15 protein-coding genes are annotated in these 14741 nt (G+C 35.1%); all 15 read left to right on the plus strand.

Annotated elements, in window-relative coordinates; genetic code table 11:
- The first annotated feature begins 53 nt into the window (after positions 1-53).
- On the plus strand, positions 54-1805 hold the full coding sequence (gene aspS / locus GIY83_RS18740; protein ID WP_208682851.1) for an aspartate--tRNA ligase: 1752 nt from the start codon (positions 54-56) through the stop codon (positions 1803-1805).
- A 383-nt stretch (positions 1806-2188) separates the two neighbouring features.
- A complete protein-coding gene (locus GIY83_RS18745) occupies positions 2189-2383 on the plus strand; it encodes a cold-shock protein (RefSeq protein WP_007137066.1) in 195 nt (64 codons plus the stop codon).
- A gap of 242 nt (positions 2384-2625) precedes the next feature.
- A complete protein-coding gene (locus GIY83_RS18750; protein WP_194615179.1) occupies positions 2626-2991 on the plus strand; it encodes an NADH-quinone oxidoreductase subunit A in 366 nt (121 codons plus the stop codon).
- A 176-nt stretch (positions 2992-3167) separates the two neighbouring features.
- A complete protein-coding gene (locus tag GIY83_RS18755; RefSeq protein ID WP_065451598.1) occupies positions 3168-3716 on the plus strand; it encodes an NADH-quinone oxidoreductase subunit B in 549 nt (182 codons plus the stop codon).
- Position 3717: 1 nt separating this feature from the next.
- Positions 3718-4239, plus strand: coding sequence for an NADH-quinone oxidoreductase subunit C (locus tag GIY83_RS18760; RefSeq protein WP_194615178.1), 522 nt, complete (start codon positions 3718-3720; stop codon positions 4237-4239).
- Positions 4240-4263: 24 nt separating this feature from the next.
- Complete coding sequence (locus GIY83_RS18765; protein ID WP_194615177.1) at positions 4264-5502, plus strand: NADH-quinone oxidoreductase subunit D; 1239 nt, start codon at positions 4264-4266, stop codon at positions 5500-5502.
- 256 nt (positions 5503-5758) lie between these two features.
- On the plus strand, positions 5759-6289 hold the full coding sequence (locus tag GIY83_RS18770; RefSeq protein ID WP_173969066.1) for an NAD(P)H-dependent oxidoreductase subunit E: 531 nt from the start codon (positions 5759-5761) through the stop codon (positions 6287-6289).
- A 1-nt stretch (position 6290) separates the two neighbouring features.
- The gene (gene nuoF, locus GIY83_RS18775) at positions 6291-7658 is read left to right on the plus strand and encodes an NADH-quinone oxidoreductase subunit NuoF (protein WP_194615176.1); all 1368 of its coding nucleotides are present in this window, start codon (positions 6291-6293) and stop codon (positions 7656-7658) included.
- 84 nt (positions 7659-7742) lie between these two features.
- A complete protein-coding gene (locus GIY83_RS18780) occupies positions 7743-8774 on the plus strand; it encodes a 2Fe-2S iron-sulfur cluster-binding protein (protein ID WP_194615175.1) in 1032 nt (343 codons plus the stop codon).
- Between the two features lie 3 nt (positions 8775-8777).
- Entirely contained in the window at positions 8778-9830 is a 1053-nt protein-coding gene (nuoH, locus tag GIY83_RS18785; protein ID WP_194615174.1) for an NADH-quinone oxidoreductase subunit NuoH, read from the plus strand.
- A 156-nt stretch (positions 9831-9986) separates the two neighbouring features.
- On the plus strand, positions 9987-10532 hold the full coding sequence (locus GIY83_RS18790) for an NADH-quinone oxidoreductase subunit I (protein WP_194615173.1): 546 nt from the start codon (positions 9987-9989) through the stop codon (positions 10530-10532).
- Entirely contained in the window at positions 10533-11072 is a 540-nt protein-coding gene (locus GIY83_RS18795) for an NADH-quinone oxidoreductase subunit J (RefSeq protein WP_173969071.1), read from the plus strand.
- Positions 11072-11392: an NADH-quinone oxidoreductase subunit NuoK gene (gene nuoK / locus GIY83_RS18800; protein ID WP_017494599.1), complete on the plus strand. Its 321-nt coding sequence runs from the start codon at positions 11072-11074 to the stop codon at positions 11390-11392. Before GIY83_RS18795 ends, nuoK begins: the two co-directional genes overlap by 1 nt.
- Positions 11393-11398: 6 nt before the next feature.
- The gene (nuoL, locus tag GIY83_RS18805) at positions 11399-13282 is read left to right on the plus strand and encodes an NADH-quinone oxidoreductase subunit L (protein WP_194615172.1); all 1884 of its coding nucleotides are present in this window, start codon (positions 11399-11401) and stop codon (positions 13280-13282) included.
- Between the two features lie 10 nt (positions 13283-13292).
- Positions 13293-14732, plus strand: coding sequence for a NuoM family protein (locus tag GIY83_RS18810; protein ID WP_194615171.1), 1440 nt, complete (start codon positions 13293-13295; stop codon positions 14730-14732).
- The last annotated feature ends 9 nt before the right edge of the window (positions 14733-14741 follow it).

A 14741-nucleotide genomic window follows, 5' to 3' on the forward strand; every position in this document is an offset into this window, starting at 1 on the left:
TTACTACATTAATTTGAATTTTGTGTTTACTTTTGCAGTCTAAAATTTTGATCATGTATAGAAGTCATAATTGTGGCGAATTAAACGCCTCAAATATTAATACGGAAGTTACACTAGCGGGTTGGGTTCAAAAATCACGCGATAAAGGATTTATGAATTGGGTTGACTTACGCGACCGTTACGGAATTACACAACTTATTTTCGACGAAAGCCGTACTGATAAAACGGTTTTTGAACTGGCAAAAACGCTGGGTAGAGAATTTGTAATTCAGGTAAAAGGAACTGTAATTGAGCGTGAAGCTAAGAACAAAAATATTCCAACTGGTGAGATCGAAATTTTAGTTACTGAATTAACGATCTTAAATGCAGCATTAACACCTCCATTTACCATTGAAGATGAAACTGATGGTGGAGAAGATATCAGAATGAAATATCGTTATTTAGATATTCGTAGAAATCCTGTAAAAAACAGTTTGTTGTTCCGCCACAAAGTAGCGATGGAAGTTCGTAAATATTTATCTGATTTAGATTTTTGCGAAGTTGAGACCCCTTACTTAATCAAATCGACTCCTGAAGGAGCAAGAGATTTCGTTGTACCTAGCCGTATGAACGAAGGACAGTTTTATGCATTACCACAATCTCCTCAAACTTTCAAACAATTATTGATGGTGGGCGGAATGGATAAATATTTCCAGATTGTGAAATGTTTCCGTGACGAAGATTTGCGCGCTGACCGTCAGCCTGAGTTTACACAAATCGATTGCGAAATGGCATTTGTGGAGCAAGAAGACATTTTGAATGTTTTTGAAGGTCTGACAAGACATTTACTAAAAGAAATTAAAGGCATTGAAGTAGATAAATTCCCTAGAATTACTTACGACTATGCCATGAAAACATATGGAAATGACAAACCGGACATTCGTTTCGGGATGGAATTTGGTGAGTTAAACGAATTTGCGCAACATAAAGATTTCCCGGTATTCAATGCTGCTGAATTAGTTGTGGGAATTGCAGTTCCTGGAGCAGGAAATTATACCCGTAAAGAAATTGACGGATTGATTGACTGGGTAAAACGTCCGCAAGTTGGAGCATCAGGAATGGTGTACGCAAAATGCAATGACGACGGAACTTTTAAATCATCTGTAGATAAATTTTACGATCAGGACGATTTAGGACAATGGGCAAAAATTACAGGAGCAAAACCTGGCGATATGATTTTTGTGCTTTCAGGACCGGCTAACAAAACACGTGCTCAGCTTTCAGCACTTCGTATGGAACTGGCCACTCGTTTAGGATTGCGTAAACCGGAAGAATTTGCTCCGTTATGGGTTGTAGATTTCCCATTATTAGAACTTGATGAAGAAACGGGTCGTTACCACGCTATGCACCACCCTTTTACATCTCCAAAACCGGAAGACATGCAATTATTAGAAACTGAACCTGGAAAAGTTCGCGCTAATGCATATGATATGGTATTAAACGGAAATGAAATTGGAGGAGGATCTATTCGTATTCATGATAAAGCGACTCAACAATTAATGTTTAAATATTTAGGCTTTACCGAAGAAGAAGCAAAAGCACAATTTGGTTTCTTAATGGATGCTTTTCAGTTTGGTGCACCACCACACGGAGGTTTAGCATTTGGTCTTGACAGATTAGTAGCTATTTTAGGAGGACAGGAAACAATTAGAGATTTTATTGCTTTCCCTAAAAACAATTCAGGTCGCGATGTAATGATCGATGCACCTGCAAAAATCGATGATGCTCAATTAAAAGAATTACACATCAAAATTGATGCAATATAAATTCTCAGAATTTTAAAATTACAGATGGCAGCTATTAATTTTAGCTGCCATTTTTTTGGATTTTTTTCGTCTTTTAACCTAAAATTTGTAGCGCTATAAAGAGAGAATATGAGTAATTACAAGTATTCTGCCACATTTACACAGTTTTAAGGATCGGCTTGTGCATAATATAAGAAAAATTTGTAAACTATAAGCTACTTTTTTAACTTTTATTCTTACAATTAATGATTCTTAAATAAAATACTTCCATATCAAAATTGATGCAATATAAATAGCGAAAACACTGTGAATCAATAATTTTTACAAAAAATTAACACCTTATTGTCTTTTGTATGAATTTATATATTACATTTGCTTCATTATAAATTATTATTACAATTACAATGCGTACAGGTACAGTAAAATTTTTCAATGAATCTAAAGGTTATGGATTCATTACAGACGAAGAAACAGGAAAAGATATCTTCGTTCACGCTTCAGGAATTAACGCGGAAGAATTACGCGAAGGTGACCGTGTAAGCTACGAAGAAGAAGAAGGAAGAAAAGGGAAAGTTGCTGCTAAAGTAGCAGTAATCTAAGAAAAATATAGCAATTTATTTTTTTTGCCTCTGAATGGTTTAAAAACGTTTCGATTTATTTCGAAGCGTTTTTTTTTGCTCAAATCTTAAAAAAACCTTAAAATAGGTTACTATTATTTATAATGAATAAAAATTACAAATATTCACCCTTTTCTAACACACTTAAATCCTTTTTTAGCTTGTGATTTACAGAGTTGAAAGTTATCTTTGTGGCTTATTCTTTAAGTAAAAAACCTAAGATTATGCAATCTGATCAATACAATTACATTCCTATTTTAATGCAGTTCATTTTGGCTGTTGGTTTTGTGGTAGGAACAATTATTATTTCCGGAAAATTAGGACCAAAAAGAAGCTCTGAAACCAAAGATAAAAACTTTGAGTGCGGTATCGAATCTGTTGGAAATGCCCGTATCCCTTTTTCAGTAAAATACTTCCTTGTGGCCATTTTGTTTGTATTGTTTGACGTAGAGGTAATTTTCCTTTATCCTTGGGCAGTAAACTTTAAAGAACTAGGAGTAGAAGGAATGCTAAAGATGATCGTATTCATGTCACTTCTTTTAGTGGGCTTTTTCTACATCATCAAGAAAAAAGCATTAGACTGGGAATAAAATGATTTTAGATTTTAGATTAGTGATTTTAGATTAGAACCGGTCCTTATCCGAAATAGATTTAGAATTACAATTTGAAATTTGATTTCCTCGAATTAATACACTGATTTAAAAAATTGATTTTAACTTTTACGATTTCCTAAATCTAAAATCTAAAATCAGAAATCTAAAATAAAATGAGCAATTCAAATGTAAATATGGTTGCACCACCAGAAGGGGTTGTAGGAGAAGGTTTCTTCGCTACAAAACTTAATGATGTTGTAGGTTTAGCAAGAGCCAATTCATTATGGCCATTGCCTTTCGCAACTTCATGCTGTGGTATCGAATTCATGGCTACAATGGCTTCACACTACGATTTAGCACGATTTGGTTCTGAGCGTGTGAGTTTTTCTCCTCGTCAGGCTGATATGTTGCTTGTTATGGGAACTATTTCTAAAAAAATGGCTCCTATTTTAAGACAGGTTTACGAACAAATGTCTGAACCACGCTGGGTAATTGCTGTTGGAGCTTGTGCTTCATCAGGAGGAATCTTTGATACGTATTCTGTCTTACAAGGAATTGACAAAGTAATTCCGGTTGACGTTTATGTACCGGGATGCCCGCCAAGACCAGAACAAATTGTTGATGGAGTAATGAGACTTCAGGAACTGGTAAAAAGCGAATCTGTTAGACGCAGAAGCTCTCCGGAATACCAAGAATTATTAGCTTCATATAATATTTCATAAGATGGCTTTAGAAAATACACTGATCCAGGATAAACTTACAGAAACATTTGATGCAAGTGTTTTTAACTTTCACGACGAAAGAGATGTTTTTACTTTAGAAACCAGCGCTGATAAAATCACAGCTTTGATTCTTTTCTTAAAAAACGATTCCGACCTTCGTTTTCACTTTTTAACTGATTTATGCGGAGTTCACTATCCGGACAATGAAACAGATCGTCAGTTTGCCATAGTATATCATTTACACAACTGGTACGAAAACAAAAGAATTAGAATAAAAGTATTCTTAAACGGTGAAAAACCAGAAATTAAAACCATTTCAAATATTTTCTTAAGTTCAAACTGGATGGAAAGAGAAACATACGACTTTTTCGGAATCAATTTTATTGGACATCCGCAATTGAAACGTATTTTGAATATGGATGAAATGGTGTCTTTCCCAATGCGAAAAGAATTCCCAATGGAAGACAGCGGAAGAACTGATAAAGATGACAGATTCTTTGGAAGAACAACAACAAATTGCTAAAAATAAATAATTCAACATTATAAAATGTCAGAACTATTATTACCACCAGAGCATCGTTATGCTAAAATAGTAAAGGATAAACTAAACGAAGACGGAAGCGAGCTTTCGGTACTGAATTTAGGCCCAACACACCCAGCCACTCACGGTATTTTTCAAAATATCCTGTTGATGGACGGTGAGAGAATTCTTGAAGCTGAACCAACTATTGGTTACATTCACAGAGCTTTTGAGAAAATCGCCGAAAATCGTCCTTTTTATCAAATCACACCTCTTACGGACCGTATGAACTATTGTTCCTCTCCTATCAATAATATGGGATGGTGGATGACTCTGGAGAAATTGCTCAATATTGAAGTTCCTAAACGCGCTCAGTATTTAAGAGTTATCGTAATGGAATTGGCTCGTATTACAGATCACTTAATTTGTAACTCAATCTTAGGTGTTGATACTGGCGCTTATACTGGTTTCTTATACGTTTTTCAATTTAGAGAAAAAGTTTACGAGATTTACGAAGAAATTTGTGGTGCTCGTTTAACAACAAATATGGGAAGAATTGGTGGTTTCGAAAGAGATTGGTCACCAGAAGCTTTCCGCAAATTAGATGTGTTTTTAAAAGAATTCCCTGTCGCATGGCAAGAATTTGAAAACTTATTCGAAAGAAACAGAATTTTCCTTGACAGAACCGTAGACGTAGGTGCAATCTCAGCAGAGCAAGCAATGGCTTACGGATTTACAGGTCCTAACTTACGTGCTGCCGGAGTTGATTACGATGTACGTGTAGCACACCCATATTCTTCTTACGAAGATTTCGATTTTATTGTTCCTGTTGGAAAATCAGGAGATACTTACGATCGTTTCTGTGTTCGTAATGCTGAAGTTCGTGAAAGTTTAAGCATTATTCGTCAGGCTTTGGATAAAATGCCAGCCGGAAACGAATACCATGCAGAAGTTCCTGATTACTACCTTCCTCCAAAAGAAGATGTTTACACTTCGATGGAATCTTTAATTTATCACTTTAAAATTGTCATGGGAGAAGTTCCTGTACCAGTTGCTGAAGTGTATCATGCAGTTGAAGGTGGAAACGGAGAATTAGGATTTTATTTAGTTACTGACGGAAGCAGAACTCCATATAGATTACATTTTAGAAGACCTTGTTTTATCTATTATCAGGCCTATCCTGAAATGATCAAAGGATCTTTACTTTCTGATGCGATTGTTATCTTATCAAGTTTAAATGTAATTGCAGGAGAATTAGACGCGTAAAAAAATTGTAGATTTCTGATTTTAGATTGCACTATTCCACATTTTAAAATTTAGATTGAAAATCTACACTTATATAGAATTGAAGAATTCAGATTGAAAAATCTAAAACTAAAACAAGATTGCAGAATATGGATTTATAAAGAAAAGATTGAAAAATCTAAAATCATAAATCTAAAATTAGAAGATTGCAGAATGAAGGTTATAGATCACAGATTGAAAAAATCTCAGATCTAAAATCTAAAATCCAAAATAAAAAATGGAACGTAAACATTACAAACAAGAAATAAATATGACCGAAGCATTGATTACCCGTATCAATGAATTGATCAGTCATTATCCTGAAGGCAAACAAAAATCAGCGTTGTTGCCTGTTTTGCATGAAGTGCAAGATGCGCATAACAACTGGCTTAGCATTGAATTGCAAGATAAAGTTGCCGAAATTCTTCAGATAAAACCAATTGAGGTATACGAAGTAGTTACATTTTATACCATGTTCAACCAAAAACCAATTGGAAAATACATGTTCGAGTTTTGCCAGACTTCTTGTTGTTGTTTAAATGGTGCCGAAAATTTAATGGATTATACTTCTGAGAAATTAGGCATTAAAATGGGAGAAACAACTCCGGACGGAATGTTTACCATTGCCGGTGTAGAATGTTTAGGTGCCTGCGGATATGCTCCAATGTTACAATTAGGCGATTTCTACAAAGAAAAATTGACAGAAGACAAGATAGATCAGTTAATCGCTGATTGTAAAGATGATAAAATAATATTACACGATAAATAAGATGTCACAAAAAATATTATTAGATAAAATCAATATTCCAGGAATTAAAACCTACGAAGTATATCGCCAAAATGGTGGTTATGCATCTGTAGAAAAAGCCCTAAAAACACTTACACCGGATGAAGTTACTGAAGAAGTAAAAAAATCAGGTCTTCGTGGTCGTGGAGGTGCAGGTTTCCCTGCCGGAATGAAATGGAGTTTTATTGATAAAAAATCTGGAAAACCAAGACACTTAGTTTGCAACGCCGACGAGTCTGAACCGGGAACTTTCAAAGATCGTTATTTGATGGAATTTATTCCTCACTTATTGATCGAAGGAATGATTACCTCAAGTTTTGCCTTAGGCGCTAACCTCTCATACATCTACATTCGTGGAGAATATATGTGGGTTTTCAAAATATTAGAAAGAGCCATCGCCGAAGCTAAAGCTGCCGGTTGGTTAGGAAAAAATATATTAGGTACTGGTTACGATTTAGAACTATATGTTCACTGTGGAGCTGGAGCTTATATTTGCGGAGAAGAAACTGCACTTATCGAGTCTCTTGAAGGTAAAAGAGGAAATCCTCGTATCAAACCACCTTTCCCTGCCGTTTCAGGTCTTTGGGCAAACCCAACGGTAGTAAACAATGTTGAAACTATCGCTACTGTGCCGTGGATCATCAATAATTCTGGTGATGATTATGCTAAAATTGGTATCGGTCGTTCAACAGGAACTAAATTAATCTCTGCTTCAGGACATATCAAAAACCCAGGAGTTTATGAAATTGAATTAGGATTATCCGTTGATGAATTCATGAATTCTGACGAGTATTTAGGAGGAATGTCTTCAAGCCGTCCTTTGAAAGCATTTGTACCAGGAGGATCTTCAGTGCCAATTTTACCGGCTGAACTAATTTTTAAAACAGCAAACGGAGAAGACAGATTAATGTCTTACGAATCTTTGAGTGATGGTGGTTTTGCTACCGGATCTATGTTAGGTTCAGGAGGATTTATTGTTTACAATGACACTTCTTGTATCGTAAGAAACACCTGGAATTTTTCTCGTTTCTATCACCACGAATCCTGCGGACAATGTACTCCTTGTCGTGAAGGAACTGGATGGTTAGAAAAAATATTATGGAGAATCGAAAACGGCCAAGGCCGTGAAGAGGATATCGAATTATTGTGGAGTATTCAAAGTAAAATCGAGGGTAATACGATTTGTCCGCTTGGAGATGCAGCAGCATGGCCAGTAGCAGCGGCGATTCGTCACTTTAGAGATGAATTTGAATATCACGTTCGTTTCCCTGAAAAAATAAAAAACAGAGATCACTTTGTAGCCGAACCTTTTTCGCAAGTAAAACATTTAGTAGGCAAACAAACAGTTTAAAAATAGTTTCAAGTTTCAATCTTTTTTAGTTTCAAGTACAACAACCTGAAACTTTAAACCTGAAACTAAAAAAACAAAACAAAGATGAAAGTAACCATAGACGGTCAAAGTATAGACGTAGAGCCAGGAACAACGATCCTGCAGGCTGCACGTATGATTGGTGGAGATTTGGTTCCGCCAGCCATGTGCTATTACTCAAAATTAAAAGGCAGCGGCGGAAAATGTCGTTGTTGTTTAGTTGAAGTTTCTAAAGGAAGTGAGGCTGACCCAAGACCAATGCCAAAATTAATGGCATCTTGTGTAACAGGATGTATGGACGGAATGGAAGTAAACAGTAAATCGTCGGCTCGTGTAACTGAGGCACGTAAATCTGTAACTGAATTTCTATTGATCAATCACCCGTTAGATTGCCCAATTTGTGATCAGGCTGGTGAATGTGATCTTCAAAACTTAAGTTTTGAGCACGGAAATCCGAAATCACGTTTTATTGAAGAAAAAAGAACATTTGAGCCAGAAGATATTGGCCCACATATTCAACTACATATGAACCGTTGTATCTTATGTCAAAGATGTGTACAAGTGGCAGATCAATTGACAGATAACAGAGTTCACGGAGTATTAGATCGTGGTGATCACGCTAATATTTCTACCGGAATTTCCAAAGCAATCGACAACGAGTTTTCTGGAAACATGATCGACGTTTGCCCGGTTGGAGCTTTAACAGATAAAACTTTCCGTTTTAAATCAAGGGTTTGGTTCAACAAACCTTTCAACGCTCATAGAGAATGCACAACTCCGGGATGTTGTGGTAAAACAACTGTATGGATGTTTGGAGGAGAAATTCAACGTGTAACTGGTCGTAAAGACGAGTATCATGAAGTAGAAGAATTCATCTGCAACAGCTGTCGTTTTGATCATAAAAACGTGAATGACTGGGTTATTGAAGGTCCAAGAGAATTTGAAAAAGATTCTGTTATCAACCAAAATAATTACACTCAAAAATTAGAGAAAGTTGAAATTGATACTGAAAAGAATATTCTTTTAGGTAGAGATGCCGATCGTAAAAAAATTAGTATGGCCGCAATTCCATTAACAACTAATGATAAAAAATCTTAAGAAATGGAAAGTGCATTTATTATAGAAAAAAGTGTTGTTATTATTGTCGTTTTCGCGATAACTATGATTATGGCAATGTATTCTACCTGGGCTGAACGTAAAGTTGCAGCTTTTCTACAAGATCGTGTGGGGCCTAACCGTGCAGGATGGGGTGGTTTATTACAACCTCTTGCAGATGGTATGAAATTATTCTCGAAAGAAGAGTTTTTCCCAAATACACCAAACAAATTTTTATTTGTTGTAGGACCTGCAATTGCCATGAGTACTGCCTTAATGACAAGTGCTGTTATTCCCTGGGGAGACAAATTGCATGTTTTTGGCCGCGATGTAGTTTTACAGGCAACTGATATTAATATTGGTATATTATACATTTTTGGGGTACTTTCAGTAGGAGTTTACGGTATCATGATTGGGGGATGGGCTTCGAACAATAAATTCTCATTAATGGGAGCTATTCGTGCAGCATCTCAAATGGTTTCGTATGAAGTTGCTATGGGATTATCAATAATTGCATTGTTGATGATGACCGGAACTTTAAGCTTAAAAACGATTTCTGAGCAACAAGCCGGAATGAACTGGAATGTATTTTATCAGCCTTTATCATTCTTAATTTTCCTAATCTGTTCGTTTGCAGAAACTAACAGAACTCCTTTTGACTTAGCAGAATGTGAAAACGAATTAATTGGAGGTTACCATACAGAATATTCATCGATGAAAATGGGATTCTATTTATTTGCTGAATATGCCAGTATGTTTATCTCTGCTACAATTATTTCTGTTTTGTTCTTTGGCGGATACAATTACCCTGGAATGCAATGGATGGTAGAAAATGTAGGTGTCAATACAGCTAATTTACTTGGAATTGCAGCATTGTTTGCAAAATTATGTTTCTTCATATTTTTCTATATGTGGGTACGCTGGACAATTCCGAGATTTAGATATGACCAATTAATGAATCTGGGCTGGAGAATTTTAATTCCACTTTCGATCATTAATATCATGATTACAGGTGTTGTAATATTAAGACACGATATTGCAGCCGCTTTAGGATTCTAAGAACCATAGTACCTAGACCCGATAGAAGCGGCATCCTTTAATTTTTTTCTTTAAAAAATTAAAGATATAGCGGATAGCGGGATTAGCTTCAAATAATAATAAAATAGATTTGATTTGTTTCATACAAATAGTAAATCGTAAATCATACATTAAAAAATGTCAATAGAAACTATATCATTATCCGGTAGAAAAAAGATGGTCTCTAATAAAGAGATGACTTTTTTAGAGCGAATGTATCTTGTGGCGATTGTCAAAGGATTGTTTATCACACTTAAACACTTATTCAGAAAAAAAGTGACGATTCACTATCCTGAACAAGTGCGTGAAATGAGTCCGGTTTATCGCGGTCAGCACCAGTTGAAACGTGATGAGCAAGGTCGTGAAAACTGTACCGCTTGCGGATTATGTGCCTTATCATGCCCCGCAGAAGCGATCACAATGAAAGCGGCTGAACGTAAAGCTGATGAAAAACATTTGTACAGAGAAGAAAAATATGCTTCGATCTACGAGATCAATATGTTACGTTGTATTTTTTGTGGTTTATGTGAAGAAGCCTGTCCAAAAGATGCTATTTATTTGACTACTTCGAAAGTATTGGTTCCTTCTAGCTATGAAAGAGAAGATTTCATTTTTGGAAAAGACAGATTAGTAATGCCTCTTGATGTGGCGATCAAAAATGCTCAACTTAATAATGCTAACTAAATGATACATATTCCTGATTTTGCACACGCAACAACTGTACAAATTATATTTTGTTTCTTAGCGTTTATTACGGTGATTACCGCATTTTTGACCATTTTTAGCAGAAACCCAATTCACAGTGCTATCTACTTAGTAATTTGTTTCTTCTCGATTGCAGGTCACTATTTATTATTAAATGCTCAGTTTTTGGCTATTGTACATATTATAGTCTACTCTGGAGCAATCATGATTTTATTCCTGTTTACGATCATGTTGATGAACCTGAACGAACAACGGGAAGTACACAGACCTAGAATTACACGTTTAGGCGCGATTGTTTCTTTTTGCTTGATTTGCATTGTATTAATTGCAATTTTCATCAACTCTAAGCCAATTGTTGAGTACGACCCATCTAATGGAGAAGATTTCCAATCGATTAAAGTATTGGGTAAAATATTATTGAACGAATATATGGTTCCGTTTGAATTTGCTTCGATCTTGCTTTTAGTAGCAATGATTGGAACTGTACTATTGTCTAAAAAAGAAAAATTAAATAAATAATGGGTAATATATTAAATCAAATAGGTATTGAAAACTACATTTTTTTAAGTGTTGTACTTTTCTGTATTGGTATTTTTGGTGTATTGTACAGACGAAATGCTATTATCGTTTTCATGTCTATCGAAATCATGTTGAATGCTGTTAACCTTTTATTTGTTGCTTTTTCAACTTATCATCAAGATGCACAAGGACAAGTCTTTGTATTCTTCTCGATGGCAGTTGCTGCGGCAGAAGTTGCAGTTGGATTGGCTATTTTAGTTTCGATCTTTAGAAATTTAGGTTCGATTAGTATCGATAATTTAAAAAATTTAAAAGGATAAATAGAAATGGATACCAATTTAGCTTTACTTTTAGTTTTATCTCCTTTTTTAGGATTTTTAATCAATGTTTTCTTTGGCAAGAGCTTAGGGAAAACAGTTTCAGGAATCATTGGGACTGCTACTGTAGTAGTTTCTTTTGCTGTGACACTTTTCTTTTTCAATCAAATCAGCCAAACCAAACAAGCCCTTCAGGTTACTTTATTTGACTGGATTGAAATTAGCAACATAAAAATTAATCTTGGATTTTTATTAGATCAATTATCATTACTTTGGTTGCTTTTTGTAACCGGTATTGGATCATTGATTCACTTATACTCTATCAGCTATATGCACGACGATGAGAATATGCACAAGTTTTTTGCATATTTGAATCTGTTTGTATTCTTCATGATTACACTTGTAATTGGAAGTAACTTATTAGTTCTATTTATTGGTTGGGAAGGTGTTGGACTTTGCTCGTACTTATTAATTGGATTTTGGCATAAAAACCAGGATTACAATGATGCTGCGAAAAAAGCTTTCATCATGAACAGAATTGGAGATTTAGGTCTTTTAATCGGAATGTTCATTCTTGGTTCGATGTTCTCGACTTTAGATTATGCAACTTTAAAAACTGCAATTGCCGGAGCAACAAACTTAGATACTACTTTGCTTTCATTAGCTGCTTTGTGTTTATTTATTGGAGCTTGTGGTAAATCGGCACAAATTCCATTATATACCTGGTTACCTGATGCGATGGCTGGACCAACTCCGGTTTCTGCATTGATTCACGCTGCAACAATGGTTACAGCTGGTATCTTTATGATCACCAGATTAAACTTTATTTTTGATTTAGCACCGGATGTTCAAACCGTTATTGCTGTTATTGGAGCTATTACTTCATTAGTCGCTGCAACAATTGGTTTAGTTCAGACCGATATCAAAAAAGTATTGGCTTACTCTACCGTTTCTCAGTTAGGTTTAATGTTTTTAGCCTTAGGATTTGGTGCTTATGAAGTAGCTGTTTTTCACGTCATAACGCACGCTTTCTTTAAAGCTTGTTTGTTCTTAGGATCAGGATCTGTTATTCACGGTTTACACGGAGAACAGGATATGCGTAAAATGGGTGGTTTGCGTAAAGCAATGCCTATCACTTTCTGGACAATGTTGATTTCATCATTAGCTATTTCAGGGGTTCCATTTTTCTCAGGTTTCTTCTCTAAAGATGAAATTTTATTGACTGCTTTCGAACATAGTAAAGCGCTTTATGCTATTGGATCTATTGCTTCTATCATGACAGCATTTTATATGTTCAGATTGATGTTCCTTACTTTCTTTAAAGATTTTAGAGGAACCGAAGAGCAAAAACATCATTTACACGAAAGTGACGGATTGATTACTTTCCCTTTAATCATTTTAGCAATTCTGGCTACTTTTGGCGGTCTTATCAGCTTGCCTGGAAATAGCTGGCTGAATGAATATTTGGCTCCGCTTTTCACGAAAGTGGCAGGAGAAGAACATCATTTAGGCACAACAGAATATACCTTAATGGGGGTGGCTGTTTTAGGCGGATTATTAGGTATTTTGATTGCTTACATGAAATACTTCAAACAAGATAATGTTCCAGAAGCAGATGAAAACATTACAGGTTTCACCAAAGTTTTATACAACAAATATTATGTAGACGAAGCTTACGACGCTATATTTGTGCGCTCTATTAACGGATTATCAAGATTTTTCAGAGACTATATAGAGACTGGTTTATCTGCTCTTGTTTTTGGATTAGGAAAAGTAACGAATGAACTTGCTTTTCAGGGTAAAAAATTACAAAACGGAAGTATCGGATTATATCTTTTTGCCTTTGTTTTGGGTCTTTGCGCCATTGTTTCCTATATATTTTTAGCTAAATAATTTTACAACTATGAACGTTTCTCTTATATTAATTATTCTTCTAATTGGTGCATTTGTCACTTATTTTGCTGGCGACAAACTAGCATCTAAAGTAGCTTTGTTCTTTAGTTTGGCGGCTTTAGGTTGTTCAATTGTATTGCTAAATCATTTTTATGCAGGCGAAAATATCAGTTTAATAAACTCCTGGATTACAAAACCTAATATTTCATTTGCTCTAAATGCGGATGGATTAGGAATTGCAATGTTATTATTGACTGTTGCTTTGACACCAATCATTATATTCTCTTCTTTTGGGAATGAATATAAAAATGCAAAAGGTTTTTACGCTTTAATCTTATTTATGGCTTTTGCTATGACAGGAACTTTCCTTGCAGCAGATGGTCTTTTATATTATATCTTTTGGGAATTAGCACTTATTCCTATTTACTTTATTGCGCTTATTTGGGGTAACGGTGATGCCGAAGAACGCAGAAAAGCAGTGGTTAAATTCTTTATTTACACACTTGCAGGTTCATTGTTCATGTTAATTGCTTTTATCTATTTATATCAAAAAGCAGGAAGCTTCTTAATCGAAGATTTATACAAATTAAATCTATCGGCTAGTGAACAACTTTGGATATTCTTAGCTTTCTTCCTGGCTTATGCTATTAAAATCCCGATTATTCCTTTCCATACATGGCAGGCAAATGTGTACCAAAAAGCGCCAACTGTTGGAACAATGCTTTTATCTGGTATCATGCTAAAAATGGGATTATACAGTGTTATTCGTTGGCAATTGCCAATTGCACCATTGGCTGCAAAAGAATACATGAATATTTTCATCGCTTTAGGAATTGCTGGTGTTATTTACGGATCAATCGTAGCTTTAAGACAAAGAGATTTAAAGAAATTATTGGCTTATTCTTCATTAGCACACGTTGGATTAATTGCTGCAGGAACGTACACTTTAACTATTGATGGTTTACGCGGAGCTGTTCTACAAATGATTGCTCACGGTTTTGTTGTAGTAGGATTGTTCTTTGCCGCCGAAGTTATCTTTAGAAGATTCGAAACCAGAGAAATTAATGAATTGGGTGGTATTCGTACTCAATCTCCAAAATTTACTTCTATGTTTTTAATTTTGGTATTGGCTTCAGTAGCTTTACCAGGTACTTTTAATTTCGTTGGAGAGTTTACTGTTTTGTATAGTCTTTCTCAAATTAATATTTGGTTTGCTGTTTTAGGCGGAACCACTATTATTTTAGGAGCTTATTATATGCTTAAAATGTTTCAAAATGTAATGTTAGGTGAAACCAATACTAAAACTTTTGCAGATGTTTCTGTTAATGAAGGAATTTCATTTGTAGTAATTATTGCGGTTTTAATATTATTCGGATTTTATCCAAAACCAATTACAGACTTGATTACACCTAGTTTAGAAACGATTCTAAACGTTATCAATAAAAATTAATATTTTAAA

It is taken from the genome of Flavobacterium sp. SLB02, from assembly GCF_009664855.1.
In the GTDB taxonomy this organism is placed as follows: Bacteria; Bacteroidota; Bacteroidia; order Flavobacteriales; family Flavobacteriaceae; genus Flavobacterium.

What these genes read in the sequence shown, in the direction of transcription:
- aspS (WP_208682851.1), top strand. Translation starts at nt 54, where the DNA reads ATGTATAGAAGTCATAATTGTGGCGAATTAAACGCCTCAAATATTAAT.
- GIY83_RS18745 (WP_007137066.1), top strand. Translation starts at nt 2,189, where the DNA reads ATGCGTACAGGTACAGTAAAATTTTTCAATGAATCTAAAGGTTATGGA.
- GIY83_RS18750 (WP_194615179.1), top strand. Translation starts at nt 2,626, where the DNA reads ATGCAATCTGATCAATACAATTACATTCCTATTTTAATGCAGTTCATT.
- GIY83_RS18755 (WP_065451598.1), top strand. Translation starts at nt 3,168, where the DNA reads ATGAGCAATTCAAATGTAAATATGGTTGCACCACCAGAAGGGGTTGTA.
- GIY83_RS18760 (WP_194615178.1), top strand. Translation starts at nt 3,718, where the DNA reads ATGGCTTTAGAAAATACACTGATCCAGGATAAACTTACAGAAACATTT.
- GIY83_RS18765 (WP_194615177.1), top strand. Translation starts at nt 4,264, where the DNA reads ATGTCAGAACTATTATTACCACCAGAGCATCGTTATGCTAAAATAGTA.
- GIY83_RS18770 (WP_173969066.1), top strand. Translation starts at nt 5,759, where the DNA reads ATGGAACGTAAACATTACAAACAAGAAATAAATATGACCGAAGCATTG.
- nuoF (WP_194615176.1), top strand. Translation starts at nt 6,291, where the DNA reads ATGTCACAAAAAATATTATTAGATAAAATCAATATTCCAGGAATTAAA.
- GIY83_RS18780 (WP_194615175.1), top strand. Translation starts at nt 7,743, where the DNA reads ATGAAAGTAACCATAGACGGTCAAAGTATAGACGTAGAGCCAGGAACA.
- nuoH (WP_194615174.1), top strand. Translation starts at nt 8,778, where the DNA reads ATGGAAAGTGCATTTATTATAGAAAAAAGTGTTGTTATTATTGTCGTT.
- GIY83_RS18790 (WP_194615173.1), top strand. Translation starts at nt 9,987, where the DNA reads ATGTCAATAGAAACTATATCATTATCCGGTAGAAAAAAGATGGTCTCT.
- GIY83_RS18795 (WP_173969071.1), top strand. Translation starts at nt 10,533, where the DNA reads ATGATACATATTCCTGATTTTGCACACGCAACAACTGTACAAATTATA.
- nuoK (WP_017494599.1), top strand. Translation starts at nt 11,072, where the DNA reads ATGGGTAATATATTAAATCAAATAGGTATTGAAAACTACATTTTTTTA.
- nuoL (WP_194615172.1), top strand. Translation starts at nt 11,399, where the DNA reads ATGGATACCAATTTAGCTTTACTTTTAGTTTTATCTCCTTTTTTAGGA.
- GIY83_RS18810 (WP_194615171.1), top strand. Translation starts at nt 13,293, where the DNA reads ATGAACGTTTCTCTTATATTAATTATTCTTCTAATTGGTGCATTTGTC.